The following is a 26,558-nucleotide window of genomic DNA, read 5'->3' on the forward strand; positions in this document are numbered from 1 at the left end:
GTGAAAGGATGCGGGGGCAAGAAAGAAGGGACGCCTACGGCGTCCCTTGCACTTCTGACAACTCAGCGGTTGTGACGGGCGGCCCAACCACTGCGGTGCTGTTGTGGAGCGGTGCAGTGATCAGGTGAGCGCAGGCTCCGCCTGGTGTGCGTCAACGCTCTCCATGATCCTGTCGTGAGAAGCGGCAGCCGTCAGCGCTTCGTTCTCGGCCTGGATCCGTACGAGTTCGGATTCCAGGTCCTGGACACGCTGCTGGAGCCGTCGCATCTCGGCGAGGAGTCGAGGGTCGGAGCCGCCGACGTAACCGAGAAGCGCCTTTGCCATGATGGATGGTCCTCCACAATGAGTGACCGACCGATGCGGTGTGGGTCGTGAGGGATTCCGCACCCGCAGCTTGGCAGGGCCTGGAGTTGTGCTGCCGTTCAGCCATGCCAAACAGCTAGGTGCGCGGGGTGCTTTCAGCGTCTCACCAAAAAGTTTGACGGTCAACACGATCACGCCCCGTATTGGCGGCGACCCGGGCGCGCACGGCCTGGAACGGCGATGCTGCGGCTACTGCGGGGCCTTCGGGGCGTGGCGATCATCCTTGCGTGTCCGACCTGCCGAGGCAAGTGATTCTCGGCAATCACCAGCAAGTTTCCGTTCGGGGAGACCCTCGGCGGCCGGTCCGCGGGCGGCCCCGGGGACCGCCCGGCGGCGAGGGGTCAGCGGATGGCGAAGCCCTCGTAGCCTCCGCGAGGTGTGTCCCAGATCTCGGTGACCCCGTCCACGCGGCCGGGCGTGTCGTCACCCTGGAGCCACTCCAGCAGGCCTTCGCAACCCTCGCGCGCGCCCTCCGCGACCACTTGGACGCGTCCGTCGCCCAAATTGAGAGCAAAACCACTCAGGCCGCCGATCTCCAGGGCCTTGGCTCGCGTGAACCAGCGGAAACCCACACCTTGGACGCGTCCACGCACCCAGGCGACCAGTCGCACATCCTCGCTCATGACTGCAACCTAACCGCCCGAACTCGCTCCGGGCACTTCCTCCACTTGCGCCATGCGGTACCGTCCCCACCCAACGAATCTCATATGAAACTCACACGATCGAGTGAGTTTGGTGTTGATCTCGAGGACGAGTCGACCGCCAGGACGAGGAAGGCCAGGACATGGGACGCCACCGACGCTCCGCCGCCGGCCGCGCCGCCACGGGCCGCGCCGAGGCGATCACGCAGGCCGACGGCTCCGCGGCAGGCCACGGCCCGCTGCACTCCCCCGCGGGAGACGACCGGGCGATGGGCATCGCGCCCTACCTGAACCCCGAGGCGTACGCCGGCACCTACGCGAAGAGCGAGGCCTACCTGTTCGACACGGGCGCCTCCGAGCAGGGTGGCGGCTACGACGCCCGGAGCGCCGACACGGCCGTCTTCGCCGCCGACGGCTTCACGCCCGACGGCGGTGCCCGGCGCCCCGGCTCGCACCGCCGCCGGAAGAAGCCCGCACGGCCGATGCGCACCGGGCTGCTCGGCGTGTCCGCGGCGGTCGCGCTCGGCACGGTCGCGGTGGCGACGGGCGCGGTGCCCGGCCTCGAGAACTACCAGCTCGGTGGTGGCGGCGCCGACAAGGTGCAGGCCGGGGACACCCCGACCAACAGCCCGATCGAGCAGGGCGGCACCACCGGCAGCGCCGACGACCGGGACGGCGCGCCCACGAGCCGCGACGCCGAGCGCTCCCTGTCGCCGTCGCCGTCCGCCTCGAAGTCGTCGGCCGCGCCGACGAAGTCGCCGGAGAAGACGAAGACGCCGGAGAAGCCGGAGAAGACGCAGGAGAAGACCCCGGAGAAGAAGCAGCCGGCGGCCACCCCCCGCGAGAAGCCGGACACCACCCCCTCCCGTACGGCCACGAAGGCGCCGCAGCCCCCCAGCGCGTCCGCCGCCCTCTCGGGGGAGTCCGCCGCCGCGGCCCAGGTGCTCAAGCTGGTGAACGAGGAGCGGGCCAAGGTGGGGTGCAGTGCGGTCGCGGCGAACAGCGCGCTGACCGAGCTGGCGCAGAACTACAGCGAGAGCATGGCCGAGCGGGGCTTCTTCGACCACACCGACCCGGACGGCAGGACGCCGTGGGACCGGGCCGAGAAGGCCGGGATATCCAACCTCGGCGGGGAGAACATAGCCCGCGGCCAGGCCGACGCCGCAGCCGTGATGGACGCCTGGATGAACAGCCCCGGCCACCGCGCCAACATCCTGAACTGCGACTTCAAGACGCTGGGCGTCGGTGTCGAGTTCGGGTCGGGCGGCCCGTGGTGGACCCAGAACTTCGGATACTGAGCCTGCCGGATGACGCTAACCAACAGTTAGCGCCACCTGTTGGTTAGCGCTGTGCTGGCGTAGGCTGGGCATATGACCACCACCCAGGAGCCCGCGGCGGGGCCGGACGACCTCCCGTACAACGTGTTCGCCAAGGCCTGCCCCTCGCGCGGCACGCTGGAGCACGTCACGGGCCGCTGGGGCGCACTGACGCTGGGCGCCCTGTACGAGGGTTCGCTCCGCTTCAACGAGCTGCGTCGCCGCGTCGACGGCGTCAGCGAGAAGATGCTCTCCCAGACGCTGCACGCGCTGGAGCGCGACGGCCTGGTGCACCGCGAGGCGCAGCCGACCAACCCGCCCCGCGTGGACTACGAACTGACGCCGCTGGGGCGCGGCGTGGCCGAGCGGCTGCTCGCCCTGATCCACTTCGTGGAGGGCAGCATGGACGAGGTCATCGCCGCGCGCGGGCGGTACGACTCCGCTAGGGCGTGATGCGGGGCGGCCGCTGGCACTTCGGGCAGTAGTAGCTCGACCGGTTCATCCAGGGCCGCCGGCGTATCGGGGTGCCGCAGCGCCGGCAGGGCAGGCCCTCGCGGCCGTAGGCGTCGAGGGACCGGTCGAAGTAGCCCGACTCGCCGTTGACGTTGACGTACAGGCTGTCGAAGCTGGTGCCCCCCACCGCGAGGGCCGCGTTCATCACGTCCCGCACATGGCCCAGGAGCAGCAGGCTCCGTGGGCGGGTGAAGGTCGCGGTCGGGCGCTCGTAGTGGATGCGGGCCCGCCACAGGGCCTCGTCCGCGTAGATGTTGCCGACGCCGCTGATCAGCGACTGGTCGAGCAGGGCCCGCTTGATCGTGGACCGCTTGCGGCGCAGCGCCCGGTGGAAGGCCTCGTCGTCGAAGAGCGGGTCGAGCGGGTCGCGGGCGATGTGCGCGATGACGTCGGGCAGGCCGTCGGGGGTGTTGTCGTGCAGTGACAGGCCGCCGAAGGTGCGCTGGTCGACGAAGCGGAGTTCGGTGCCCAGCGCGTCGGTGAAGCGGACGCGGATGCGCAGGTGCTTCTCGTCCGGGGCCGTGTGCGGCTGGACCAGCAGCTGGCCGCTCATGCCGAGGTGGGCCAGGATCGACTGGTCCGTGTCCTCCAGAGGCAGCCACAGGTACTTGCCGCGGCGGCTCGGGACGCCGATGCGGTGGCCCTTCAGGCAGTGCGCGAAGTCGTCGGCGCCCGCGAGGTGGCGGCGCACCGCGCGCGGGTGCAGCACCTCGGCCTCGCCGACGGTCCGGTGGGCGACCCACCGCTCCAGACCGCGCCGTACGACCTCGACCTCGGGCAACTCGGGCATGGGGTCCCCCGTCACAAACCTGGATGCCCGAGCGCCCGCCCCGGGCAGGGGCGGGCGCTCGGGTCGCGCTGTGCTGTACCGGCCGCCCGGCTGAGGTGCCGGGCGGTGGCTGTCAGCCCTCGACGCTGCCGTCGACGGCCGCGTGGGCGGCCTGAGCCGCCGCCGTCTGCGTCGCCTCGGCGGCCTTGGCCGCCTTGGCGCGCTCGTCCGCCGCGGCCCGGATGGACCGCCAGGCTGACTCGGCGGCCTGCTGCTCCGCCTCCTTCTTGCTGCGGCCGGTGCCGGTGCCGTACGAGACGCCTCCGACGCGGGCGGCAGCAGTGAAGGTCTTCTCGTGGTCGGGGCCGGTCTCCGTGACCAGGTACTCGGGCACGCCGAGCCCCTCGGTCGCGGTGAGCTCCTGGAGACTGGTCTTCCAGTCCAGGCCGGCTCCGAGGTTCGAGGATTTCTCGATCAGGGGGTCGAACAGGCGGTGCACCAGCTCCGCCGCCGAGTCCAGCCCTTGGTCGAGATAGACCGCGCCGATCACCGCTTCGAGGGTGTCGGCGAGGATGGACGCCTTGTCCCGGCCGCCCGTGCCCTCTTCACCCCGGCCGAGCCGGATGAAGGAGCCCAGGTCGAGCCCGCGGCCCACCTCGGCGAGCGCACGCGAGTTCACCACCGCTGCCCGCAGCTTGGCCAGCTGGCCTTCTGGCAGGTCGGGGTGGGTGCGGTACAGCGTGTCCGTGACGACCAGGCCGAGCACGGAGTCCCCGAGGAACTCCAGACGCTCGTTGGTCGGCAGACCGCCGTTCTCGTATGCGTACGACCGGTGGGTCAGTGCTCGCACCAGAAGGGCGGACTCGACCTTGTAGCCGAGCCGCCCTTCCAGAAGCGTGTGGGACGAGGCCTGGTTGTCCGCCGTTGCGCTCCCGCTCACGCGGGAAGACTTGTTCTTAGGCGTGGACACAGTGCCTCTCACCAGCCGCTCAGACCTCGAGGACCTGGCGCTTGTTGTAAGTGCCGCACGAGGGGCACGCGATGTGCTGCTGCTTGGGCTCGTGGCAGCGCTCGCACGCAACCAGGGTGGGGACCGCAGCCTTCCACTGCGACCGGCGGTGGCGCGTGTTGCTGCGCGACATCTTCCGCTTCGGAACAGCCACGGCTACTTCTCCTGCTTCTCGTCGACGCCCGGTTCGGCGCCGCTCATCTCGTCCTTCTCGCCGTCCGACATGGTGTCGGCGAGTCCCTGCAATGCCGCCCAACGGATGTCGACGGCGTCATGGTGGTGGTCCGGGTCGTCCGCCAGCCGTGCGCCGCACTCGGCACACAGACCAGGGCAGTCTTCCTGGCACACCGGCTGCATCGGCAGTGCGAGCACCACCGCATCACGCAGCACGGGCTCGAGGTCGAACAGGCCGTCCTCGAGGAAGAGCCTGTCCTCGTCGTCCTCGGCGTCGTCGCCCGGTTCCGCGATCACGCGGCCCCGGTCGTCGGCGTCAGGGTACGAGAACATCTCCTGGAACTCCGCTTCGACGTCGAGCTGAAGCGGCTCCAGACACCTTACGCACTCCCCCTCGGCGGCGGCACGGGCGGTGCCCGTGACGAGCACCCCTTCCATGACCGACTCCAGGCGGAGTTCGAGCTCCACCGGGGCGCCTTGCGGCACTCCGATGACTCCCTTGATACCGAGGTCCTGGGGAGCGTCGACCGTGCGGGTCAGGCGCTGCAGCGCACCAGGCCGCCGGCCCAGCTCGTGTGTGTCGAACACGAGGGGGTTGCGGTGGTCGAGGCGGGCGTTCAGGGCCATTCCTGCTTTCGGTCTGCTGAGCTGAGGGGGACGCCGCCCTTCGGTGTTCCCGGGCAGCGGTGATCGCGGACGTACGCGCGACCGAAGAGCCAGGATACTGGACCTTTGCCCGTCGGCCCAATCCGGTGCTCAGCCGTTGCCGCGGCCCTGCTCGTAGGCCCGGAGCTGCTCGGCGCTGATCATGCCGGTGTCGAACAGGCTGGTCTCGTCCAGGGCGTATCCCTGGTGGCCCTGCTGCCCGGGCTGTGGCTGCTGCCCTTGCTGGGCCTGCTGGGCCTGGTTCGGGTCGTACGCGGCCTGCTGGGGGTCGTAGCCCTGGTAGGCGTAGGGATCGGCCTGCTGGTAGCCGTACGGGTCCTGCTGGGCCGCGTACGGCTGCTGCGGGTAGCCGCCGTAGGAGTCGGGCTGCTGCCGGTAGCCGTAGGCCGGCTGCGGCTGCCCGTAGTCCTGCTGCTGGGCGGGCTGCTCGGCCGGGGGCTTCTCGTCCGCGAGGGCGGCCAGGCCGGCGAGGTAGTCGGCGTCGCTGGAGTGCTGGACGGTGCTGGTGTCGTCGGCGAGTGAGCCGAGGTCGTCGGTGGCGATCCGGCCGTGCAGCTTCTGCCGGCCGCGACCGACGGCGTCCAGCGTCTTGGCGAGAACCGCCTCGAAGGCGCCGAGCTTGACGTCGACGTACTCGTCGGCGCTGCGGCGCTGGGTCTCCGGGTCCTGGCTGCGCTCGGGGGCGTCCTCGTCCTCGTAGCCCTGCTCGTCGGTGCCGGGGCCGGTGCCGAGGAGCTTCTCGCGGCCGCGGCCCACGGAGCCGAGGGTCTTGGTGAGGACGACCTCGAAGTTGGCGAGCTTGGAGTCGACGTACTCGTCGGCCTCGGCGCGGATCTCCTCGGCCTCCTGGCGGGCCTCGGCGAGGATCCGGTCGGCCTCGGCCTGGGAACGGCGGGCGACCTCGGTGTCGGAGATCAGTGAGCCGCGCTCGGCGTGCGCGGCCTGAATGATCCGCTCGGCCTCCTGGCGGGCCTGTTCGACCATCTGCTCGCGGTCGCCGATCAGCTCCTGGGCCTGGGCGAGGGAGCCGGGCAGCGCCGCGCGCACCTCCTCCAGCATGGAGAGCAGTTCGGCGCGGTTGACCACGCACGAGGCCGACATGGGCATGGACCGGGCGCCGGAGACCGCGGCGACGATCTCGTCGAGCTTCTTCTGCACGTCCACCGTGTGCTCGCCACTCTCTACAGATGCGTTGGAGACGGACGGGACGACTGTACGGCCAGGGGGATGCCGGGGAACACCGGGTGACGGCCTGTCAGGGTCCGGTGGGGCGCCCGGGGCGGGTTCAGTCCTGCCTCAGGCGCTCGCCGAGGGCCTGGAGGACCTCCGCCGGAACCAGGTGCGAGACGTCGCCGCCCCAGGTCGCGACCTCCTTGACCAGGGAGGACGACAGGAAGCTGTAGGTGGGGTTGGTGGGGATGAAGAGGGTCTCCACGCCCGAGAGGCCGTTGTTCATCTGGGCCATCTGCAGCTCGTAGTCGAAGTCGCTGACCGCGCGCAGGCCCTTGACGATCGCGGGGATGTCGCGCTGCTTGCAGAAGTCGACGAGCAGGCCGTGGAAGGCTTCGACGCGGACGTTGCCGTACTCGGCGGTGACCCGGCGGATCAGGTCGATCCGCTCGTCGATCTCGAACAGGCCCTTCTTCGACTGGTTGATCATCACCGCGACGTAGACCTCGTCGTACAGCCTGGAGGCGCGGGAGATGATGTCGAGGTGTCCGTTGGTGATCGGGTCGAACGACCCGGGACATACGGCGCGGCGCACTTGTGATCCCTCGCTCTCCGGTCCGGTCATCGTGCGTCTTCGCACGTAGAGGCGGCGCGACCGTACCAAAACGTTCCCTCGCCGTAGCGACGGGCCCGGAGGGCTTCGAAGCCCTCGGGCCAACGGAATTCACCGCCTCTGGTGCTGCGCTCCACGGTGACGAGGGCTTCTTCGGTGAGCCAGCCTTCCGTGCGGAGTGTGAGCAGGATCTCGCGAAGATCGTCGTCCGTGACGGCGTACGGCGGGTCGAGGAAGACCAGGTCGTAGGGGTCGCCGGGGGGTGATGTCCGGATGATCTGTTCCGCTTTGCCTGATCTGACCTCGGCGCCGGGGAGGCCGAGGGACTTCACGTTGCCGCGAACCGTCCTGACGGCCTTGGCGTCGGCCTCGACCAGGAGGGCGTGACCGGCGCCGCGGGAGAGCGCCTCCAGGCCTACCGCGCCGGAGCCGGCGTAGAGGTCGAGGACGCGTTCGCCTTCCAGCGGGCCGCCGAGGAGGGACTGCCAGGTGGAGAAGAGGCCCTCTCGGGCGCGGTCCGATGTGGGGCGGGTTCCTGTTCCTGGCGGGACGGCCAGGCGGCGTCCGCCGGCCGTGCCGGCGATCACGCGGGTCATCTGTGGTCCTTGGTGGTGGGCGGCTTCAGGTATCAGTGTGGCTGGTCACGCCCGCGTGGCGGTAGCCGCATTTGGACTACGGCCCCGCGCCCCTGAGGGCAACTTGCATCACCCCTTTTCCAAGTACTGCTCCCTCTCCTCGTCCAAGAGGGCGTCCAGTGCCGTCCGCAGGGCCGGGAGGTGGGTCAGCTCCGGGTCCTTGGCCACCACCGCTGCCGCCTCTTCCCTCGCCTCGGCGATGATCTCCTCGTCCTCGATGACCGCGAGCATCCTCAGGCTGGTGCGGGCGCCCGACTGGGCCTGGCCGAGGACGTCGCCCTCCCGGCGCTGTTCGAGGTCGATGCGGGAGAGTTCGAAGCCGTCGAGGGTCGCGGCGACGGCGTTCAGGCGCTGGCGGGCCGGGCTCGCCTCGGGCATCTCGCTGACCAGGAGGCACAGGCCGGGGGCCGAGCCACGGCCCACGCGGCCGCGCAGCTGGTGGAGCTGGGAGACGCCGAAGCGGTCGGCGTCCATGATCACCATGACCGTGGCGTTGGGGACGTTGACGCCGACCTCGATGACCGTCGTGGCGACCAGGACGTCGGTCTCGCCGGCGGCGAAGCGGCGCATGACGGCGTCCTTGTCGTCGGGATGCATCCGGCCATGCAGGACCTCGACGCGGAGGCCCTGGAGGGGGCCCCTGGCGAGCTGGTCGGCCACGTCCAGGACGGCGAGGGGCGGGCGCTTCTCCGCGGCGTCCTCCGGGGGCCCGGGGGCCTCGGAGGACTTCTTCTTGCCGGCCTTCTTCGGATCGTCCTCCTCGTCGCCGATGCGGGGGCAGACCACGTACGCCTGATGGCCGTTGCCCACTTCCTCGCGGACCCGTTCCCAGGCGCGGGACAGGAAGTGGGGCTTGTCGGCGGCCGGGACGACATGGCTGGCGATCGGCGAGCGGCCGGCCGGGAGCTGGTCCAGGACGGAGGTCTCCAGGTCGCCGAAGACCGTCATGGCGACCGTGCGCGGGATCGGCGTGGCCGTCATGACCAGGAGGTGCGGGGGCTGTTTGCCCTTGCCGCGCAGGGCGTCGCGCTGCTCGACGCCGAAGCGGTGCTGTTCGTCGACCACGACCAGGCCCAGGTCGTGGAACTGCACCTTGTCCTCGATCAGCGCATGCGTGCCGATGACGATGCCGGCCTCGCCGGTGGTGAGGTCGAGCAGGGCCTGGCGGCGGGCTGCCGCTCCCATGGAGCCGGTGAGCAGCACCACCTTGGTGGCCTGGTCGGCTCCGCCCAGCATGCCGCCCTCGGCCAGCTCGCCCATCATCTCGACGATCGACCGGTGGTGCTGCTGGGCGAGCACTTCGGTGGGCGCGAGCAGGGCGGCCTGGCCGCCGGCGTCGACCACGGCGAGCATGGCGCGCAGGGCGACCATGGTGTTGTGGGTGACGGTGAAGTTGTCGGTGACGTACGCATGGCTCGGGTGGGCGACGCTGATGCACTGGACGGGCTTCCGCCCCACGTACTCGACCGCCCGGATGCCGCGCCGGAACGTGTGGTACTTCGGCCTCGGACGCACGCGTTCTGCTTTGCGGGTGAGCCGGAACGGGGGGTAAGCGTCCGGCAGGGACACCTGCACGTTGTACGCGGCCTTCTTCGGCAGCACTCGCGCCCGGCCGCCCAGAGAACGTACGAGCCATGCGACGTCCTCCGCGAGTCGGCGCGAAGCCGAGCAGAGGGAGATGTTCATGCCGTCGGCTTGGACAGTGCCGTCCGTGTCCAGAAGTCCCTGCAACACAGCGAGACGGTCCTTGATCGGAGCGTTCTTGAAAGCCTGAGGGACGAACTTGTCGTGGGACGTCGTTCCCCAGAGGCCCAACTCGCGCAGGACCTGGATCACTGGGTTGCGCACTCCTCCGGCACGCTGCTTGAGCTGGATCGTGTAGTCGCAGTGCGATCCCTTCACCGGTACCAGCCGGCATTCGGGCGCTACTGCCGCCGCTACCGCGTCATGGATCTCGTCGTCGATGGTGGAAAGACGGAGAGTGTGCCGGAACGAACCGTCCCCCAGCAGCAGTCCGATCAGGTACGGGTCGAGGGGCAGCCCGGTGTCGCCACCGAGATCGACCGGCTTTGCCGGCGGGATGTACCACTTCGACGACCCGTTGGCCTTGAACGTGTCGAGACGGATCTCCCGGGTCGTCATGACCTTGGGAGCCTGGCCACGGTGCCAGCCACAGCTCGTACCGACGATCCAGAGATGCTCGTCGTCGCACTCGACGGAACTCCCGTCGGACAGAACCAAGCGCCACACATCGCGCTCCCCCTGAGGAAAGACGCCATCGATCAGCGCGATGTCCCCGTCCGGCACCACCACCTCGTCGCCCACCCGCAGATCCCCCATGGCTCGGAAGCCCGTGGGTGTGAGCACCAGCGAGTCGAGGGGCTGGGCCTTGCCCGATCCGACCTCCCCCTGCAACAGCCGGTGCATCGGGTGGTCGGTCGCCAGGTCGTCGAAGATCTCCCGGGAGACGCGCTGCTGGCCCTCGGTGAGGGTGAAGGGGAGGCGGGCGTCGAAGGCCGTGAGGAGGCCGTCGGGGCTGGGTTCGCGCGGGACCGCGGGCAGCTGGGCGTCCGCGTGGCGGCGGCGGGCGAGGGCGACCTGGAGGACGAAGGCCTCGTCCCATTTGAGGCGGGCGCGGGCGTCCTCGATGTCCGCCTTGGTGTGCGGGCGGTGGATCTTCAGGAGGGCCTCGGGGAGGGAGACCAGGCCGCGGCCCTCGCGCAGCGAGTCCGGCAGCGGGTCGACCGCTTCCTGGGCGGTGGGCAGGACCGTCTGGAGCGCCTTGCCGATCTTCCAGGACTCCAGCTTGGCGGTGGCCGGGTAGATCGGGATCAGGGCGCCGGCCCATGTCTCGACGGACTCCTCCGGGTCGCCTCGCAGCAACTCGTAGGCTGGGTGGGCCAGTTGGAGGCGGCGGTTGAAGACGGAGACCTTGCCCGCGAACATCGCGCGGGTGCCCGGCAGGAGCTCCTTGTGGGGCTTGTGAACGCCGTTGCCGAAGAAGACGAGTTGGAGGCGGCCGCTGCCGTCCGTGATCGTGACCTCAAGGCGCTGACCCTTGCCGCGCGGGGCCCTGGCGGAGGCGAAGGTGTGCAGGCGGGCGTCGGCGACCTGGGCGACCACTGTGACGTGCTCGTCCATGGGGAGGTCGGCGAGGTGTGTGAGCTGGCCGCGCTCCTCGTATCTGCGCGGGTAGTGGTGGAGGAGGTCGCCGACGGTGAGCAGGCCGAGGTGCTCGGCCATCACCTTCGCGGTGGCGGGGCCGAGCACCGACTTCAGTGGTTGTCGCAGCGGTTCGTGAAGTGCGGGCACGAGATCCATTGCACACCACCCCACTGACAATGCCGTAGAGGCCGTGGCGCAGGTCGCCGTATACGTCCCGGAAATCCCTGGTCAGGCGGCTGGTTCGGGCCTTAGGATGACGCGCTCCCGGCCCTCTTTCGCGGTCACCGCCTCACCGGGACCGCCCGACCCCGCGCCGTCGCGAGTCCCCCACCGGCGCCGTGAAGATGGACTCCCAGACCTCACAGGCATCCCAGGCATCCCATCCGCCCCAGCCACCTCATACGTTCCAGGTCGACCTGCGTGGTCTGGTGGACCTGCTCTCCCACCACCTCTACTCCAGCCCCAAGGTGTACCTGCGGGAGCTGCTGCAGAACGCCGTGGACGCCATCACCGCCAGGCGCACGACGGAACCCGACGCTCCGGCCCGGGTGCGGCTGACCGCGGAGGGCGGCGCCCTGCGCGTCGAGGACACCGGTGTCGGACTCACCGAGGCGGACGTGCACGACCTGCTCGCCACGATCGGGCGCAGTTCCAAGCGTGCCGAGGGCCTTCAGGAGGCGCGTTCCGAGTTTCTCGGGCAGTTCGGCATCGGCCTGCTGGCCTGTTTCGTCGTCGCCGAGCGGATCCGGGTGGTCAGCCGCAGCGCCCGTACGCCCGGGGCGCCGCCGGTGGAGTGGACGGCGTCCGACGACGGCTCGTACACCGTGCGGACGCTTCCCGACGCCGAGCGTCCCGAACCGGGCACGACCGTGCATCTGGTGGCCCGGGCGGGGGCGGCCGAGTGGCTCACGCCCGAGCGGGTCGAGGCGCTGGCCCGGGACTTCGGGTCGCTGCTGCCGTACGACGTCCGGGTGGGCGACGAGCCGGTCACCGACCTCCCGGCGCCCTGGGACCGGTCGTATCCGGGCCCGGCCGCCCGCCGCGTCGCCCTCGCCCGGCACTGCCACGAGCTGTTCGGCTTCACCCCGCTGGACACGATCGACCTGTCCGTGCCGCTGGCCGGCGTCCGCGGGGTGGCGTACGTGCTGCCGTCGGCGGTCAGCCCGGCCCAGCGCGCGGGGCACCGCGTGCATCTCAAGGGCATGCTGCTGACCGAGCGGGCCGAACAGCTGCTGCCCGACTGGGCGTTCTTCGTGCGCTGCGTGCTCGACACGGACAGCCTGCGGCCGACGGCGTCGCGCGAGGCGCTGTACGAGGACGAGACGCTGGCCGCCGTACGGGAGGCGCTGGGCGAGCGGATCCGGGCCTGGCTGACCGGTCTGGCCGCCGGTGATCCGGAGCGGCTGGCCGCGTTCCTGGCGGTGCACCACCTGGGTGTGAAGTCCCTGGCCCGGCACGACCGGGAGATGCTGCGCACGATGCTGCCGTGGCTGCCCTTCGAGACGACCGACGGGCGGCTGTCGCTGGAGGAGTTCGCGCAGCGGCACCCGGTGGTGCACTTCACGCGGACGGTCGAGGAGTACCGGCAGGTCGCGCCGATCGCGTCCGCGCAGGGCATCGGCGTGATCAACGGCGGCTACACGTACGACAGCGAGCTGGTTCAGGCGCTGCCGTCGGTGCGGCCGGGGACCGTGGTCGCCGAGCTGGACGCCGAGACGGTGACCGCGCATCTGGACGCGGTCGACCCGGCCGAGGAGCTGGCCCTGTCCGGCTTCCTGGCGGCGGCGCGGGCCCGGCTCGACCCGCTGGGCTGCGATGTGGTGCTGCGGGCCTTCCACCCGCTCTCCGTGCCCGCGCTGCACCTCGACGACCGCGACGCCCGGCACGAACAGGCCCGGGCGGACGCCGAGGCGCAGGCCGACGACCTCTGGGCGGGCATCCTCGGCTCCCTGCGCGGCAGCGCTCCCCGCGCGCGTCTGGTGCTCAACCATCTCAACCCGCTGGTGAGGCGGATCAGTTCCCTGCACGACCCGGAGCTGATCGGCACCGCCACGGAGTCGCTGTACGGGCAGGCGCTGCTGATGGCGCAGCGGCCGCTCAGGCCCGCCGACTCCGCGCTGCTCAACCGGGCGTTCATCGGCCTCCTGGAGTGGGCCACGCACAGCGAGGACGGTCGGCCATGAGTGAGATCACGGACTTCGACGCCCTGCGCCGGGCGATGGCGGAGAACGCCGAGCAGCCGGAGGGCCCGGCCCGCAACGCGCGCGCGGAGGAGCTGCTGACGGCGGCCGAGAAGCTGAACATCCCGCTCGCCGTGATCGAGGCGCTCGGACACCAGCTGAAGGTCTACAACTACAGCTCCGAGAAAGGGAAGATGTTCGTCCCCTTCGCGCGTCTGCTGCGCATGTGGGACGAGCGGCCCGAGGACTTCGACGAGTACGAGACCCACTCGCTGCACTGGGTCTTCAAGTGGGTGTCGTCCGGCATGCTCGACCAGCCGCACATCCCCCTCGCGTCGATCGAGAAGTGGCTCGGCGAGATGGAGCACCGCTACCGGCTCGCCGGGCACTCCGAGCGGGCCGTGCGCAGCGCCGAGCACAGCGTGGCCGCGCATGTCGGGGACCTGCCGCGGGCCGAGCGGGCGTATGCCGCGTGGCTGGCCGCCGACCGGGACAGCATGGCCGACTGCCACGCCTGCGAACTGCACGGGCAGGGCTGGTGGCAGGCGGAGCAGGGCCGGGACGCCGAGGCCCTGGAGCTGTGGCGGCCGGTGCTGGAGGGCGAGTACGCCTGCGCCCACGAGCCGCACACGGCCCTCGCCTCGTCCCTGGTGCCGCTGCTGCGGCTGGGCCGCCTGGACGAGGCCCGCGCGAACCATCTGCGGGGCTTCCGGCTCGTACGGGCCATGGAGAGCATGCGCGGCGCGTACGCGGAGCACGTGGAGTTCTGCGCGCTGACCGGCAACGAGGCCCGCGGTCTGGAGCTGCTCGCGCAGCGGCCGGCGTATTTCACGGACGAAGGGCAGCCGCAGAGCAAGCTGGAGTTCATGAGCGTGGTGGCCCTGCTCATGGACCGTCTGACCGGGCTGGGACTGGGTGACCGGCAGGTGCCCGGCCCGGCCGGCCGGACGTGGAGCGCCCGGGAACTGGCCACGCACGCGCGTGCGGAGGCCCTCGCCCTGGCGGCCCGCTTCGACGAGCGCAACGGCACCACGTACGTCAGCGAGCGGGCACGCGCGCGGATGGAGCGGCGCCCGCTGGCGGAGCGGCTCCCGCTGGGGCTGCGGTCAGTGCGGCCGGTGCCGGCGCCCGCTTCCCCGGTGGTCACGGCCGCCGCGACCGGGCAGCCGGACCTGCCCGCCCTGCTGGCCGAGGCGCGGCGGCTGTCGGACGCCCTGCGGCCGGGCGCCGTGGAGGCGTGGGCGGCCGTCGCCGAAGCCGCTCAGGGCGTGGAGCTGGACCCGCGCGACCGCGCCGAGATCGCCGACCACGAGGCGATGGGCCTCGGCCCGCAGGGCACGGCGCTCTTCGAACGGGCCGCGGAGCTGTACGCGGCGGCGGGCGACCCCGGGGAGGCCCTGGCTGCACGCGCACGTGCTGCGTACGTACGTGCTCTCGCGGGTGACGTGGACGCGGCGCTCGCGGCCGTCTCCGGCCCCTACGACGAGATCCTCGCGCTGTACGCCGCCGGCGACACGGGGATACGGCAGACGGCGTCCGTCCTGATGGCACGGGCCCGGATCCTGCTGCGCCGGGCGCACGAGGCCGGGGAAGGCCGCGCAGAGGGGGACGCCGAACGCGACGGCCCCGAGGCGGTTCTCGGCGAGGCCGAAACCGCTGTCCGGGAAGTCGTCGCGCTCGTCGAAGGGCGGGCCGGGGAAGACGTGCGGCTGGCCGCGCGGGGCGCCGAGGCGCAGGCGATGCTCGCCGAGCTGGCCGGACTGGGCGGGGACCTGGAGACGGCCGCGCGGCTGTTCGCGCGGGGCGCGGCGGCGTTCGTCGCGGCGGGACTGCCGTGGTACGCGGTGGAGTACGAGGCCCGGCTGGCCTCCCTGGCCCACCACCTCGGCGACATGGCGGAGGCGGAACGGGCACTGCGCGCGGCCCTGGAGCACGGCGGAGCCCAGCTGGAGGCGCCCGGACGGGCCCAGCTGCACCTCCAGCTCGCCGAGTTGACCGGCGGCCGGGGCGAGATCGTCGAGGCCGCCCGGCATGCCCTGGAGGCCGCGCACTGGGCCGACGAGGCGGGCGAGGGCGCGACGTTGGGCGCCTGGGCCCGGCAGCAGCTCGGCGGGTTCTTGCTGCGGCAGGGACGGTGGGCCGAGGCCGCTGAGGTCCTGGAGTCGGCGCTGCCCGACCTGACCGCCGAGACGCACGGCGACGGGGCGGTCGTGCAGACGCAGTGGTGGCTCGGCGACTGCCTGAGCGAACTCGGCGAGCACCGCGCTGCCGCCGAACGGCGGCTCCAGGCCGCCGAGATCGCCCGGCACTGGCCCGAACAGCACGACCACGCGACCCTCGCCCACCTGGCCGGGGAGTCCCTCGGGCAGGCCGGACTGGCCGACGAGGCGGACCGGGCCTACGCACGCGCGGGCGGCCTGTGGCGCGAACTCGGCAACGTCCACGGGCTGGTCCGGGCCCTGCGCGCCCGCGCGTGGCTGGCGTTGCACACGGAGGACGGCCCCGCGGCGGCACGCCTGCTCATGGCGGACGCGGTCCGGGAGTGCGAGGCCGCGCGGGACGAGGCGGCCGACGAGGAGTCCCGGCAGCGGTTCGTCGCCGAACTCGGCCACACCCACCGCCAGTTCGGCGACCTGCTGGCCCGGTCGGCCGAGGGCGACGCTCAGGGTTCGCTCCCGGCCGTGTTCGAGGAGGCGCTGTCCCAACTGCTGCGATCGGCCGACGTGTTCGCCTCGCTCGGGGACGGCGCCCTGCACAGCCGCACCGGCGCCGAACTCACCGCGGGGTGGCTGGAGATCGAGCTGGGCCGTCTCACCGACGCGAGGGCACGCGCGCGTGCGGTGCTGGCGGCATACGACGGTTACGACGGCACCGACTCCGGCGGCACGGGACCCGAGGGGATGGACGACGACGATGACGGCGAGGCGGTGCGAGCCCGGCGGGCAGAGGCCGAGCACATGCTCCGCGTCGCGGCGGAGGACCCGGACTGAATCACCCGGCAGCCGCCCTGTTCGGCCTACTCCACGCCGATGAGCAGCACGGCCCCCTGCCGCCCGCCCCGGTACACGACCGTGTCGACGGCGAGGTACCTCTCGCGGACCCGGCCCTCCAGATGCTCGGCGATGGTGTCGGGGGCCTCGTCGCCGAGCACCAGGGTGACCATCTCGCCCCCGGCCGCGAGCATGCGGTCCAGGACGGTCCGGGCGGTGGCCGTGACGTCCGAGCCGATCACGGCCACATCGCCGTCGATCAGGCCGAGGACGTCGCCGGCCTGGCAGATGCCGGCCATCGTCCAGGCCTGGCGCTCGGCGACGGTGACCTCGGCGTAGCGGGTCGCACCGGCCGCCGAGGTCATCGACACCACGTCCTCGTCGAAGCGGCGCTCCGGCTCGTGCACGGCCAGCGCCGCGATGCCCTGGACCGCCGAGCGGGTCGGGATGAGAGCCACCCGGATGCCCTCGGTACGGGCCTGCTCGGCCGCCGCCGCGGCGGTGTGGCGCAGCTCGGCGTCATTGGGCAGCAGCACGACCTCGCGCGCGTGGGCCCGTCGTACGGCCTGCACGAGCTCGCCGCTCGCGGGCGGCTCCCCGGGGCGTGCGAGCACGGTGGTCGCCCCGGCCTCGGCGTACAGGCCGGCCAGGCCCTCGCCGGGGACCACGGCCACGACGGCACGCTGGGCGCGCTCACGGGGAGGCCGCTCGGCGCCGGTGGTGTGCACGTCGCCGGCGGCGAAGTGCGTGATGCGGATGCGGTAGGGCCGCCCGGCCTCGATACCGGCCTCGACGGCGGCGCCCGCGTCGTCGACATGGACATGGACGTTCCACAGCCCGTCGCCGCCGACCACGACGAGCGAGTCCCCGAGCCCGTCGAGCCGCTCCCGCAACCGCGCCACGGCCGTGTCCTCGGCCTCCAGGAGGTAGATCACCTCGAAGGCGGGGCCGTCCTGGCCTGCCACGGCGACGGTGTCGGCACACTCGCCGTGCGGGCTCGCGTCCTCGCCCGCCCGCGACGCACCCGCCACCGTCGCCGCCCGGTCCCGCGGCCTCTCCCCCGTGAACGTCTCCACCAGCGCCCCGAGCACCGCCACCAGCCCCCGGCCCCCGGCGTCGACCACTCCGGCGCGTTCCAGGACGGGCAGCTGGCCGGGGGTCGCGGCCAGGGCCGCGCGCGCTCCCTCGTAAGCCGCCCTGGCCACCGTCCCGCAGTCGCCCTCGGCGCCGCAGGCCGCGTCGGCGGCGGCCGAGGCGACCGTGAGGACGGTGCCCTCGACAGGGTGGGCCACGGCCTGCCGGGCGGAGTCGGCCGCATGCCGCAGGGCCAGCCGCAGGCCCTGGCCGCCGGCGTGCGCGATCTCGCCGTCGGCGTGCCCGGTCTCGTGGTCGGCCAGCACCTGGGACATGCCGCGCAGCAGCTGGGCGAGGATCGTCCCGGAGTTCCCACGGGCCCCGATGAGCGCCCCGTGCGCCATGGCCCGGACCGCGTCGGCCAGCGTCGGCCCCTCGGGGCCCGACCTCGCCGCATGCCCGGCGAACACGGCCTCGACCGCCGCGACGGCGGACTCCACGGTCAGATACAGATTCGTGCCGGTGTCCCCGTCCGCCACGGGGTAGACGTTGATCGCGTCGATCTCCTCACGCGCCCGCCCCAGCGTCTCGAGTGCGAGACCGCACCAGGTGCGCACCGCGAGAGCATCGAAGAATGTCTGCGGCACCTGCGCCACCACGCCTCCCTGAGCTGCTGGACGTGGCACGCAGCGTAGACCCCGGGGCCGTGCCCACCGGAAGTGGGCCGGGAGGGGGCGTGGGCCGACCATGGTAGTTTCATTGCACGGGCGCAGTCGTTGTATGCTGCTCCGGTTGCCCGATCCACATCGGGCCATTCCCCTGGCAGCGCCACTCAGATCCTCTGATCCGGATCCCGGCATGCCGGGATCAACCGTAAGTGCATCTGAAGTCTTTGGAGTGACCCGTGGCTGCCAACTGCGACGTCTGCGGCAAGGGGCCGGGCTTCGGCAACAACATCTCGCACTCGCACCGCCGTACGTCCCGTCGCTGGAACCCGAACATCCAGCGTGTGCGTACCGTGGTGGGCGGGACGCCGAAGCGCGTGAACGCTTGCACCTCGTGCATCAAGGCCGGCAAGGTCTCGCGCTGACGCTCAGCTAGCGCGCGGCCACTGCTGGTTCGCTTACAGAGCCGGTCCACCTCGGGTGGACCGGCTCTTTGCCGTGTCCTGATGTCCAGGAACGCCGTGTCTCGATCTTCAGGAACCGGCCCGGAACCGCCAGCCGTGATCCACCGGCCCGATGCCCCCGCCGAGCGCGAACCCGGCCGCGATCGCCCCGGTGACGTACTCCTTGGCCGCCGCCACCGCCTCCGGCACCGAGTCCCCCTTCGCCAGCTGTGACGCGATCGCGGAGGCCAGCGTGCAGCCCGTGCCGTGGGTGTGCCGGTTGTCGTGGCGCGGCGCCCGCAGCCAGTGCTCCTCGGAGCCGTCCGTGAGCAGGTCCACGGCGTCTCCGGACAGGTGGCCGCCCTTGATCAGCACCCACCGCGGCCCGTAGCCGAGCACGGCCGCCGCGGCCCGCCGCAGCTGCTCCTCCGACTCGACGCGGACGCCCGTCAGCTGGGCCACCTCGTCGAGGTTCGGAGTGGCGACCGTGGCCACCGGCAGCAGCTTCGTACGGACGGAGTCCAGTGCGGACGTGGCGAGCAGGGAGTCGCCGTGCTTGGAGACTCCCACCGGGTCGACGACCGCCGGGGCGTCCGTGCCCGCGATCAACTCGGCGACCGTCTCCACGAGTTCGGCGGAGGCCAGCATCCCGGTCTTGACCGCCTGGACGCCGATGTCCTCGACGACACTGCGGTACTGGGCCCGCACCGCCTCCACGGGCAGCTCCCAAGCACCCTGCACGCCGAGGGAGTTCTGCGCGGTCACCGCCGTGAGGACGCTCATGCCGTGCACGCCGAGGGCGAGCATCGTCTTCAGGTCTGCCTGGATGCCGGCGCCGCCGCCCGAGTCGGAGCCCGCCACCGTGAGGACGTGGGGAATCATGACTCCATGTCCCCGAAGTGGTCCCAGCCGCCCTTGCTGGTCCACGGCGCCCCGTCGACCGTCACCTGGGGCAGCGCCGAGGGGTTGAGGACCTCGCCGATGACCTTCCAGCGGGCGGGCAGCTTCACGTCCGGCGGGAAGGTCGCCACGATCGCGTGGTCCTCTCCCCCGGTCAGCACCCACTGCATGGGGTCGACGCCGACGGCCTGCCCGATGTCGTTCATCTGGGAGGGGATGTCGATCGCCCCGGAGCGGATGTCGATCCGCACCTTGCTGGCCTCGGCGATGTGCCCGAGGTCGGCGATCAGCCCGTCGCTCACGTCGCACATGGCGGTCGCCCCGAGCCCGGCGGCGGCCGGACCCGCGTGGTACGGCGGCTCGGGCCGCCGGTGGGCCTCCACGAAGGCGCGCGGCGAACGGAACCCGCGCGACAGCACCGCGTACCCGGCCGCCGACCAGCCCAGCCAGCCGGTCACCGCGACGAGGTCGCCGGGCTGTGCGCCCGCCCGCGTCACCGGCTCCTGGTTGCGCAGATCGCCAAGCGCGGTGATCGACACCATGATCGAGTCGCCGCGCACGACGTCACCACCGACCACGGCCGCGCCGGCCACCTGGCATTCGTCGCGCAGGCCGTCCATCAGCTCGCTCGCCCACGTCACCGGCAGCTCGGCCGGAACGACCAGACCGAGCAGCAGCGCCGTCGGTACGGCGCCCATGGCGGCGATGTCGGCGAGGTTCTGCGCCGCCGCCTTGCGGCCCACGTCGTAGGCCGTCGACCAGTCCCGGCGGAAGTGCCGGCCCTCCACCAGGATGTCCGTACTGGCCACGACCCGGCGGTCGGGCGCGGCCACCACGGCGGCGTCGTCGCCGGGGCCGACCCGGACCGCCGGGGTGGTGGTCAGACGGGAGGTGAGCTCCCTGATGAGCCCGAACTCCCCGAGCTCACCAACAGTGCCCTTCATTGCCCTTTCTCCCCTTCTGTCCCTGTCCGTGCCCGGTCGCGAGGCCTCTCGGTCCTCGCTACGGTCGAAGTGACCGTCAAGTTCTGGCGGACCTGCACCCCGGCGCGCAAGACCCGGTCCCCGCAGGTCTCCCCGCGGCGAGCGGCGACGCGATACCGTGGCGTTCCTTTTCCCCACATGATCCTCGTGGCCGCCCTGGAGGTTCCGTGGTACAGGCGTACATCCTGATCCAGACGGAGGTCGGCAAGGCGTCGACCGTCGCAGAGACGATCAGCAAGATTCCTGGGGTCATCCAGGCCGAGGACGTCACAGGACCCTACGACGTGATCGTGCGGGCCCAGGCCGACACCGTCGACGACCTCGGACGCATGGTGGTCGCCAAGGTCCAGCAAGTGGACGGCATCACCCGCACTCTGACCTGCCCGGTCGTCCATCTGTAGCCCCCGTCTACCCTGTGCCGGTGAACTCTTTCCGTCACCGGCACCGTTCTGTGTTCCGTGTTTTCTTCCGCCTGCCCGCTCTCGCGCTGTTGATCACTGCCGCGGGCTGCTCCTCGGCAGACGACAGCGCGTCGGCGGCGGTTCCCAGTCCGGACGCGAAGGCCACGGAACTGTGCCGGAACCTGGACAAGGTACTGCCCACGAAGGTGGACGGAGAGCGTCGCGAGGATCCCGAGCCCACGTCGGCGCTGACGGCGGGCTGGGGCAGCCCGGCGATCATACTTCGCTGCGGTGTGCCGCAGCCGCCCGAGATGGTCGATCCGAAGGTGGCGTCCGGACAGGATCCGGACGCGGTCGCCGGCGGTGTGAACGGGGTCGACTGGCTGATGGAGAAGCAGAACGACGGGGGGTACCGGTTCACCTCGGCGAACCGTGAGGTCTACGTCGAGGTGGCCGTGCCGGAGGGTGTGGACAGCTCGGGGGTTCTCATCGATCTGGCTCCTGCTGTGAAAAAGGCGATCCCCGAGGGGATCGCCTCCTGAGCGTGCCGTGCGGGTCGTCCTGGGCCGGCCTAGCGCAGGCCCGTGGAACGGCGAAGTGCCGCCTGCACCAGACGGTCCACCAGCTCCGGGTAGCTCACCCCGCTCGCCTGCCACATCTGCGGGTACATCGAGATGGGCGTGAAGCCGGGCATCGTGTTGATCTCGTTGATCACGAACTCGCCGTCCTCGGTGAGGAAGAAGTCCGCGCGGACCAGGCCCTCGCAGGACGCCGCCTCGAAGGCGTCGACCGCCAGGCGCTGCACCTGAGCCGTCTCCTCCGGCGTCAGGGGCGCCGGCACGATCCCCGGCGTCGAGTCGATGTACTTGGCCTCGAAGTCGTAGTACGCGTGTGCCTCGGGCGAGGGGATCTCGGCGGGGGCGGAGGCCCGGGGGCCGTCCTCGAACTCCAGGACGCCGCACTCGATCTCGCGGCCCCGCAGCGCGGCCTCCACGAGGATCTTCGGGTCGTGCCGCTGGGCCTCGGCGATCGCCTCGTCCAGGCCGGAGAGGTCGTCGACCTTGGTGATGCCGATCGACGAACCGGCACGCGCGGGCTTCACGAACAGCGGCCAGCCGTGCTCGCCCGCGAAGTCGACGATCTTCTTGCGGGCGCCCGGCTCGTCCTGCTGCCACTCGCGGGGCCTGATCACCAGGTACGGACCCACCTTCAGCCCGAACGAGGTGAACACCCGCTTCATGTACTCCTTGTCCTGGCCGACGGCCGAGGCGAGCACACCCGAACCGACGTACGGGACGCCGGAGAGCTCCAGGAGGCCCTGGAGGGTGCCGTCCTCGCCGTAGGGGCCGTGCAGCACCGGGAAGACCACGTCGACCTCGCCGAGCGCCTTGGGGACCGATCCCGGCTCGCTGTAGACGACTTCGCGGCTGGCCGGGTCGACGGGGAGGATGACTCCGCCCTCGGCGGACTCGGCGAGCAGGTCGACGCTCGGCTGGCGCCGGTCGACGATCGCCATCCGCTCCGGTTCGTCCGCCGTGAGCGCCCAACGGCCGTCCTGAGTGATGCCGATCGGAAGGACGTCGTACTTCGTCCGGTCGATGGCCTTGAGGACGGCGCCGGCCGTGACCACGGAGATCCCGTGTTCGGAGCTGCGCCCGCCGAACACGACGGCCACACGCGGCTTGCGAGGCGGCTGCTCGGGGCTCTGGGGGAGGTTCTCGGTGCTCATATCGCGTTGAGAGTACCCGTTGGTAAGGCCGGGATACAGCGCCCGCGAAGCTGCGTCGCTCAGCGTCGTTCCGGCTTCGCGCTGCGCGACATCAGCTCCTTGAGAGCCACCACCGGAGGCTTGCCCTCGTGCACGATGCCGACGACCGTCTCCGTGATGGGCATGTCGACGCCGTGCCGGCGGGCCAGATCCAGCACCGACTCGCAGGACTTGACGCCCTCGGCGGTCTGCTTGGTGACCGCGATGGTCTCCTGGAGGGTCATGCCCTTGCCGAGGTTGGTGCCGAAGGTGTGGTTGCGGGACAGCGGCGAGGAGCAGGTGGCCACCAGGTCGCCCAGGCCCGCGAGTCCGGAGAAGGTCAGCGGGTCGGCGCCGAGCGCCATGCCGAGCCGGGTGGTCTCGGCGAGGCCGCGGGTGATGAGCGAGCCCTTGGCGTTGTCGCCGAGGCCCATGCCGTCCGCGATGCCGACGGCCAGGCCGATGACGTTCTTGACCGCGCCGCCGAGTTCACAGCCGACGACGTCGGTGTTGGTGTACGGACGGAAGTACGGCGTGTGGCAGGCGGCCTGGAGCCGCTGGGCGACCGCCTCGTCGGTGCAGGCGACCACGGCGGCGGCCGGCATCCGCGCGGCGATCTCGCGGGCCAGGTTGGGCCCGGTCACCACCGCGATGCGGTCCGGGCCGACCTTGGCGACATCGTCGATGACCTCGCTCATCCGCATCGCGGAGCCGAGTTCGACGCCCTTCATCAGGGACACCAGGACCGTGCCGGGGGCCAGCAGCGGCGCCCAGTCGGCGAGGTTGCCGCGCAGGGTCTGCGAGGGGACCGAGAGGACCGTGAAGTCGGCGTCCGCGGCGGCTTCCGCGGGATCCGTGGTGGCCCGGACGTTCTCCGGGAGCTCGACGCCCGGGAAGTAGTCGGGGTTGGTGCGGGTGGAGTTGATCGCCTCCACCACCTCCGGGCGGCGCCCCCACAGGGTGACCTCGCACCCGGCGTCGGCGAGCACCATTCCGAAGGCCGTGCCCCACGAACCGGCGCTCAGGACCGCCGCCTTGACCGGCTTGCTCACTTGCCCAGCCCCTCTTCCGTTGCCGACTGTGCCGAGGACGCCGACTGCACCGGCGATGCCGCCTGCTGCCCGCCCCGCTGTGTCTGCGCCTGGGTGCGGCGCCGCTGTTCGATCCGCTCCCGGCGCGGGTCGTAGGGCGTCTCGGGCGCCTTCTCGCCGCGGATCTCCTCCAGCTGGCGGGTGATGGCGGCCATGATGACCTCCGTGGCCTCCTTCAGGAGGTCCGCGGTCATCTCCCGGTCGTAGAACCGCGTGAGGTCCACCGGCGGCCCGGCGAGCACGCGGTGCGTCTTGCGCGGCAGGAGGTGCGGCTTCTTCGCGTACGGCGGCAGCAACTCGTTGCAGCCCCACTGGGCGACGGGGATCACCGGGCACTTGGTCTGCAGGGCGACGCGCGCGGCCCCGGTCTTGCCGGTCATGGGCCAGCCCGCCGGGTCGCGCGTGAGGGTGCCCTCGGGATAGAAGGCTACGCATTCCCCGCGGTCCACGGCGTCGATAGCGGCCCGGAAGGCGCTCAGGGCGTCCGTGCTCTCGCGGTAGACGGGGATCTGCCCGGTGCCCCGCATCGCGGCGCCGACGAATCCCTTCTTGAAAAGCCCGCTCTTCGCGAGGAATCGCGGGACGCGCCCGGTGTTGTACTGAAAGTGCGCGTAAGCGAAGGGGTCGATGTGCGAATTGTGATTCACCGCGGTGATAAATCCACCCTCGGCCGGAATGTGCTCCATTCCGCGCCAGTCCCGCCTGAGCAGAACCACCAGCGGCGGTTTGCAGATCACCGCGGCGAAGCGGTACCAGAAGCCGATTCTGCGGCGGGGCACGCGGACACCTTCCTCTAGGGCCTGAAGCGGGGGCCACGGGGGGCCGCACAAGTGTCGCCCCAGGCCGCCGGTCTGTCGAGAACACCGTACGCCCCGACACGCCGGGCACCGGCGGCCCCGGGTGACAATGACCGCGACAAGAGAGGGACGGAACACCTGTGCAGTGGACCTTGGTCGTACCCCTGAAGCCCCTGGCCCAGGCCAAGAGCAGACTCGCGGACACCGCGGACGACGGGCTGCGGCCGGACCTGGCGCTGGCCTTCGCCCAGGACACGGTGGCGGCCGCACTGGCCTGCCCGGCGGTGCGGGATGTGGCAGTCGTCACGGACGACGCCCGGGCCGGCCGCGAGCTGGCCGCACTGGGGGCGGCGATCATCCCCGACGAGCCGGGAAGCGGCCTCAACGCCGCCCTCGCACACGCGGCGGGGGCCGTCCGGGCCGCACGTCCCGAAAGCCCGGTGGCCGCGCTGAACGCCGACCTGCCGGCACTGCGTCCGCCGGAATTGGCCCAGGTACTCGATGCCGCCGCTGAATTCCCGCGCGCTTTTCTCCCGGACGCGGCCGCAATCGGTACGACCCTGCTGGCCGCCACCCCCGGCCGGCGATTGTTCCCGGCATTCGGTATCGATTCCCGCGCCCGGCACCGAGCGTCCGGGGCGGTGGAACTGTCCCTCGCCGCCGTGGATTCCGTACGCCAGGACGTGGACACCGGCGACGACCTGCGCACCGCGCTGGCCCTGGGGGTCGGCCCTCATACGGCCGCGGCCGCCGCGCGGTTGCTGATACCCGGGCAGTAGGCTGCGGCCATGCAGGCGACCGCGTACACGTACGACCCCGAAAGCCGCAGCGGGCAGGTGCTGCTGGACGACGGCACCCCGGTGCCCTTCGACGCGGCGGCGTTCGACGCGGGCGGCCTGAGGCTGCTGCGTCCGGGACAGCGGGTGCGGATCGAGGTGGAGGGCGCGAAGGAGGACCTGCGGATCACTCTGGTGACCCTCCAGACCCTCTGAACCCCCTGCCCACTCCTGAACACACCGCGGGCCGGACTCCGTACGGAGTCCGGCCCGGCGCGTGAGTGCCCAGCGCCCTTACTTCTTGCGGGCGGTGGTCTTCTTCGCGGTGGTCTTGCGCGCCGTCGACTTCTTGGCGGGCGCCTTCTTGGCGGTCGCCTTCTTCGCCGGTGCCTTCTTGGCGGTGGTCTTCTTCGCGGCGGTGGTCTTGGCCGTCGTGGTCTTCTTGGCCGGGGCCTTCTTCGCCGTGGTCTTCTTCGCGGCCGCCGTCTTGGTGGTGGCCTTCTTCGCCGGGGCCTTCTTCGCCGTGGTCTTCTTCGCGGCGGCGGTCTTGGCGGTCGCCTTCTTCGCGGCGGCCTTCTTGACCGTCGCACCGGCGCCGCCGGTCAGGCTGCCCTTGGGCGCCTTCTTGACGGAGACCTCGCCGCCACGCGGCAGCTTCTTCGAGCCGCTGACCAGGTCCTTGAAGCCCTGGCCCGCGCGGAAGCGCGGAACGGAGGTCTTCTTGACCCGAACCCGCTCGCCCGTCTGGGGGTTACGGGCGTAGCGGGCCGGACGGTCGACCTTCTCGAAGGAACCGAAGCCGGTGACGGAAACCCTCTCACCAGCGACGACCGCGCGGACGATGGCGTCCAGTACATGGTCGACAGCATCGGCGGCCTGCTGTCGGCCGCCCATCTTGTCGGCAATCGCTTCTACGAGCTGCGCCTTGTTCACGTCTTCCCCTTCGGAGACATCGCCAGAACGAAAGTGTTCAAGCTTTTTCGCACGTTAGGCAGATATATACCGCAAATCAAACACGAAACGGGCTTATCACCCTTGTGCCGCAACGAACTCGGCGGTGTTGTCCGGTTCAGCGTTCCTCGTCGGGGAGACGTCCCTCGTCGAGGTCCGCGGTGAACCGATCCAGCCGCCTTGCCGCGTCGGCGAGATCGTGCTTGGCCGCGGCCGTAATGACCAGCAGCTTCCGGGTCAGCGCCATCCGTACGCCCTCCGGGACTTGCAGTGCGCGCACTTTTGCGTGCGCTTCCTTGAGTTGGTCCGCGACTGCCGCATAGAGCTCGAGTTGGCCGTCGTGTTCCATGCACAGATTGTGCCATCTGGGGCGAGTTGTCGCCTGCGCAGGGGACAACTACCGCCTCAAACGGCCTTCCGGGCGCACACGGAGGTCACGGCTGTACCACTCGCGTACCCCAACAACCACCGGCATAACGTGGGAAGTTGAGTGCCCGGCTCAACCGAGGCAGGGCCGTTCGGGTGC

General features: G+C 71.3%; 27 protein-coding genes. 9 read left to right on the forward strand and 18 right to left on the reverse strand.

Annotated elements, in window-relative coordinates:
- Positions 1–120 precede the first annotated feature (120 nt).
- Both AC07F0_RS22180 and AC07F0_RS22185 read right to left on the reverse strand, forming a co-directional pair.
- Complete coding sequence (locus tag AC07F0_RS22180; protein WP_003993245.1) at positions 121–324, reverse strand: hypothetical protein; 204 nt, start codon at positions 322–324, stop codon at positions 121–123.
- Positions 325–704: 380 nt separating this feature from the next.
- Positions 705–986: an acylphosphatase gene (locus AC07F0_RS22185; RefSeq protein ID WP_086840414.1), complete on the reverse strand. Its 282-nt coding sequence runs from the start codon at positions 984–986 to the stop codon at positions 705–707.
- A 161-nt stretch (positions 987–1,147) separates the two neighbouring features.
- Between AC07F0_RS22185 and AC07F0_RS22190 the strand changes: the two genes are divergently transcribed.
- Positions 1,148–2,302 carry a CAP domain-containing protein gene (locus AC07F0_RS22190; protein ID WP_478981218.1) on the forward strand — a complete coding sequence of 385 codons (1,155 nt, stop codon included), beginning with the start codon at positions 1,148–1,150 and terminating at the stop codon, positions 2,300–2,302.
- A 72-nt stretch (positions 2,303–2,374) separates the two neighbouring features.
- Entirely contained in the window at positions 2,375–2,773 is a 399-nt protein-coding gene (locus tag AC07F0_RS22195) for a winged helix-turn-helix transcriptional regulator (protein WP_478981220.1), read from the forward strand.
- Here AC07F0_RS22195 and mutM read toward each other — a convergent pair.
- The 8 genes from mutM to AC07F0_RS22235 form a co-directional block, all read right to left on the reverse strand.
- Complete coding sequence (mutM, locus tag AC07F0_RS22200; RefSeq protein ID WP_478981222.1) at positions 2,763–3,623, reverse strand: bifunctional DNA-formamidopyrimidine glycosylase/DNA-(apurinic or apyrimidinic site) lyase; 861 nt, start codon at positions 3,621–3,623, stop codon at positions 2,763–2,765. The genes AC07F0_RS22195 and mutM overlap by 11 nt on opposite strands.
- Before the next feature lie 112 nt (positions 3,624–3,735).
- Complete coding sequence (rnc, locus tag AC07F0_RS22205; protein ID WP_436726408.1) at positions 3,736–4,572, reverse strand: ribonuclease III; 837 nt, start codon at positions 4,570–4,572, stop codon at positions 3,736–3,738.
- A gap of 19 nt (positions 4,573–4,591) precedes the next feature.
- Positions 4,592–4,765: a 50S ribosomal protein L32 gene (gene rpmF, locus AC07F0_RS22210; protein WP_003951102.1), complete on the reverse strand. Its 174-nt coding sequence runs from the start codon at positions 4,763–4,765 to the stop codon at positions 4,592–4,594.
- Positions 4,766–4,767: 2 nt separating this feature from the next.
- Positions 4,768–5,412, reverse strand: coding sequence for a YceD family protein (locus tag AC07F0_RS22215; protein WP_436726409.1), 645 nt, complete (start codon positions 5,410–5,412; stop codon positions 4,768–4,770).
- A 129-nt stretch (positions 5,413–5,541) separates the two neighbouring features.
- Positions 5,542–6,615, reverse strand: coding sequence for an ATP synthase F0 subunit B (locus AC07F0_RS22220; protein ID WP_478981224.1), 1,074 nt, complete (start codon positions 6,613–6,615; stop codon positions 5,542–5,544).
- Between the two features lie 121 nt (positions 6,616–6,736).
- Positions 6,737–7,216, reverse strand: coding sequence for a pantetheine-phosphate adenylyltransferase (gene coaD / locus AC07F0_RS22225; protein WP_436726445.1), 480 nt, complete (start codon positions 7,214–7,216; stop codon positions 6,737–6,739).
- Between the two features lie 26 nt (positions 7,217–7,242).
- Entirely contained in the window at positions 7,243–7,863 is a 621-nt protein-coding gene (gene rsmD, locus AC07F0_RS22230) for a 16S rRNA (guanine(966)-N(2))-methyltransferase RsmD (RefSeq protein WP_478981420.1), read from the reverse strand.
- Positions 7,864–7,938: 75 nt separating this feature from the next.
- Positions 7,939–11,190 carry a helicase-related protein gene (locus AC07F0_RS22235; RefSeq protein ID WP_478981226.1) on the reverse strand — a complete coding sequence of 1,084 codons (3,252 nt, stop codon included), beginning with the start codon at positions 11,188–11,190 and terminating at the stop codon, positions 7,939–7,941.
- 188 nt (positions 11,191–11,378) lie between these two features.
- Between AC07F0_RS22235 and AC07F0_RS22240 the strand changes: the two genes are divergently transcribed.
- A complete protein-coding gene (locus AC07F0_RS22240; RefSeq protein WP_478981422.1) occupies positions 11,379–13,217 on the forward strand; it encodes an HSP90 family protein in 1,839 nt (612 codons plus the stop codon).
- Complete coding sequence (locus tag AC07F0_RS22245; RefSeq protein WP_478981228.1) at positions 13,214–16,204, forward strand: tetratricopeptide repeat protein; 2,991 nt, start codon at positions 13,214–13,216, stop codon at positions 16,202–16,204. The genes AC07F0_RS22240 and AC07F0_RS22245 overlap by 4 nt, the downstream gene beginning before the upstream one ends.
- Before the next feature lie 26 nt (positions 16,205–16,230).
- Here the strand turns inward: AC07F0_RS22245 and AC07F0_RS22250 are convergent, their stop codons facing one another.
- On the reverse strand, positions 16,231–17,934 hold the full coding sequence (locus tag AC07F0_RS22250) for a DAK2 domain-containing protein (protein WP_478981230.1): 1,704 nt from the start codon (positions 17,932–17,934) through the stop codon (positions 16,231–16,233).
- Between the two features lie 248 nt (positions 17,935–18,182).
- Here AC07F0_RS22250 and rpmB point away from each other — a divergent pair, with 248 nt between their 5' ends.
- Entirely contained in the window at positions 18,183–18,368 is a 186-nt protein-coding gene (rpmB, locus tag AC07F0_RS22255) for a 50S ribosomal protein L28 (protein ID WP_003993230.1), read from the forward strand.
- A gap of 108 nt (positions 18,369–18,476) precedes the next feature.
- On the opposite strand, the gene thiD is transcribed toward rpmB, so the two are convergent.
- Together thiD and AC07F0_RS22265 are read right to left on the reverse strand one after the other, a co-directional pair.
- Positions 18,477–19,268: a bifunctional hydroxymethylpyrimidine kinase/phosphomethylpyrimidine kinase gene (gene thiD, locus AC07F0_RS22260; protein ID WP_478981232.1), complete on the reverse strand. Its 792-nt coding sequence runs from the start codon at positions 19,266–19,268 to the stop codon at positions 18,477–18,479.
- Complete coding sequence (locus tag AC07F0_RS22265; RefSeq protein WP_307177682.1) at positions 19,265–20,230, reverse strand: thiamine-phosphate kinase; 966 nt, start codon at positions 20,228–20,230, stop codon at positions 19,265–19,267. The genes thiD and AC07F0_RS22265 overlap by 4 nt, the downstream gene beginning before the upstream one ends.
- A 206-nt stretch (positions 20,231–20,436) precedes the next feature.
- Here AC07F0_RS22265 and AC07F0_RS22270 point away from each other — a divergent pair, with 206 nt between their 5' ends.
- Together AC07F0_RS22270 and AC07F0_RS22275 are read left to right on the forward strand one after the other, a co-directional pair.
- The gene (locus AC07F0_RS22270; RefSeq protein WP_003997603.1) at positions 20,437–20,670 is read left to right on the forward strand and encodes an Lrp/AsnC family transcriptional regulator; all 234 of its coding nucleotides are present in this window, start codon (positions 20,437–20,439) and stop codon (positions 20,668–20,670) included.
- 20 nt (positions 20,671–20,690) lie between these two features.
- Entirely contained in the window at positions 20,691–21,212 is a 522-nt protein-coding gene (locus AC07F0_RS22275; RefSeq protein WP_478981234.1) for a DUF3515 domain-containing protein, read from the forward strand.
- Between the two features lie 29 nt (positions 21,213–21,241).
- On the opposite strand, the gene AC07F0_RS22280 is transcribed toward AC07F0_RS22275, so the two are convergent.
- The 3 genes from AC07F0_RS22280 to AC07F0_RS22290 are packed head-to-tail and all read right to left on the reverse strand — an operon-like array spanning position 21,242 to position 24,287.
- Positions 21,242–22,399 carry a D-alanine--D-alanine ligase family protein gene (locus AC07F0_RS22280; RefSeq protein ID WP_436726418.1) on the reverse strand — a complete coding sequence of 386 codons (1,158 nt, stop codon included), beginning with the start codon at positions 22,397–22,399 and terminating at the stop codon, positions 21,242–21,244.
- A gap of 59 nt (positions 22,400–22,458) precedes the next feature.
- Positions 22,459–23,469 (reverse strand): NAD(P)H-dependent glycerol-3-phosphate dehydrogenase, encoded by a 1,011-nt coding sequence (locus AC07F0_RS22285; protein ID WP_436726419.1) that lies wholly within the window; start codon positions 23,467–23,469, stop codon positions 22,459–22,461.
- The gene (locus AC07F0_RS22290; RefSeq protein WP_436726420.1) at positions 23,466–24,287 is read right to left on the reverse strand and encodes a lysophospholipid acyltransferase family protein; all 822 of its coding nucleotides are present in this window, start codon (positions 24,285–24,287) and stop codon (positions 23,466–23,468) included. Before AC07F0_RS22290 ends, AC07F0_RS22285 begins: the two co-directional genes overlap by 4 nt.
- Positions 24,288–24,445: 158 nt before the next feature.
- On the opposite strand from AC07F0_RS22290, the gene cofC reads away from it, so the two are divergent.
- Both cofC and AC07F0_RS22300 read left to right on the forward strand, forming a co-directional pair.
- Positions 24,446–25,084, forward strand: a complete 639-nt coding sequence (cofC, locus tag AC07F0_RS22295; RefSeq protein WP_478981236.1) for a 2-phospho-L-lactate guanylyltransferase — start codon at positions 24,446–24,448, stop codon at positions 25,082–25,084.
- A gap of 9 nt (positions 25,085–25,093) precedes the next feature.
- Positions 25,094–25,297, forward strand: coding sequence for a hypothetical protein (locus tag AC07F0_RS22300; protein WP_010044574.1), 204 nt, complete (start codon positions 25,094–25,096; stop codon positions 25,295–25,297).
- Between the two features lie 78 nt (positions 25,298–25,375).
- On the opposite strand, the gene AC07F0_RS22305 is transcribed toward AC07F0_RS22300, so the two are convergent.
- Both AC07F0_RS22305 and AC07F0_RS22310 read right to left on the reverse strand, forming a co-directional pair.
- A complete protein-coding gene (locus AC07F0_RS22305; protein WP_059421949.1) occupies positions 25,376–26,014 on the reverse strand; it encodes an HU family DNA-binding protein in 639 nt (212 codons plus the stop codon).
- 136 nt (positions 26,015–26,150) lie between these two features.
- On the reverse strand, positions 26,151–26,381 hold the full coding sequence (locus AC07F0_RS22310) for an SCO5555 family protein (RefSeq protein WP_356925915.1): 231 nt from the start codon (positions 26,379–26,381) through the stop codon (positions 26,151–26,153).
- Positions 26,382–26,558: the final 177 nt, after the last annotated feature.

Source organism: Streptomyces sp. NPDC045955 (genome assembly GCF_056430805.1).

Coding starts and splice junctions, on each gene's coding strand:
- AC07F0_RS22180 (WP_003993245.1), bottom strand. CDS start 324: ATGGCAAAGGCGCTTCTCGGTTACGTCGGCGGCTCCGACCCTCGACTC.
- AC07F0_RS22185 (WP_086840414.1), bottom strand. CDS start 986: ATGAGCGAGGATGTGCGACTGGTCGCCTGGGTGCGTGGACGCGTCCAA.
- AC07F0_RS22190 (WP_478981218.1), top strand. CDS start 1,148: ATGGGACGCCACCGACGCTCCGCCGCCGGCCGCGCCGCCACGGGCCGC.
- AC07F0_RS22195 (WP_478981220.1), top strand. CDS start 2,375: ATGACCACCACCCAGGAGCCCGCGGCGGGGCCGGACGACCTCCCGTAC.
- mutM (WP_478981222.1), bottom strand. CDS start 3,623: ATGCCCGAGTTGCCCGAGGTCGAGGTCGTACGGCGCGGTCTGGAGCGG.
- AC07F0_RS22215 (WP_436726409.1), bottom strand. CDS start 5,412: ATGGCCCTGAACGCCCGCCTCGACCACCGCAACCCCCTCGTGTTCGAC.
- AC07F0_RS22235 (WP_478981226.1), bottom strand. CDS start 11,190: ATGGATCTCGTGCCCGCACTTCACGAACCGCTGCGACAACCACTGAAG.
- AC07F0_RS22240 (WP_478981422.1), top strand. CDS start 11,379: ATGGACTCCCAGACCTCACAGGCATCCCAGGCATCCCATCCGCCCCAG.
- AC07F0_RS22245 (WP_478981228.1), top strand. CDS start 13,214: ATGAGTGAGATCACGGACTTCGACGCCCTGCGCCGGGCGATGGCGGAG.
- thiD (WP_478981232.1), bottom strand. CDS start 19,268: ATGATTCCCCACGTCCTCACGGTGGCGGGCTCCGACTCGGGCGGCGGC.
- AC07F0_RS22265 (WP_307177682.1), bottom strand. CDS start 20,230: ATGAAGGGCACTGTTGGTGAGCTCGGGGAGTTCGGGCTCATCAGGGAG.
- AC07F0_RS22280 (WP_436726418.1), bottom strand. CDS start 22,399: ATGAGCACCGAGAACCTCCCCCAGAGCCCCGAGCAGCCGCCTCGCAAG.
- AC07F0_RS22300 (WP_010044574.1), top strand. CDS start 25,094: ATGCAGGCGACCGCGTACACGTACGACCCCGAAAGCCGCAGCGGGCAG.
- AC07F0_RS22310 (WP_356925915.1), bottom strand. CDS start 26,381: ATGGAACACGACGGCCAACTCGAGCTCTATGCGGCAGTCGCGGACCAA.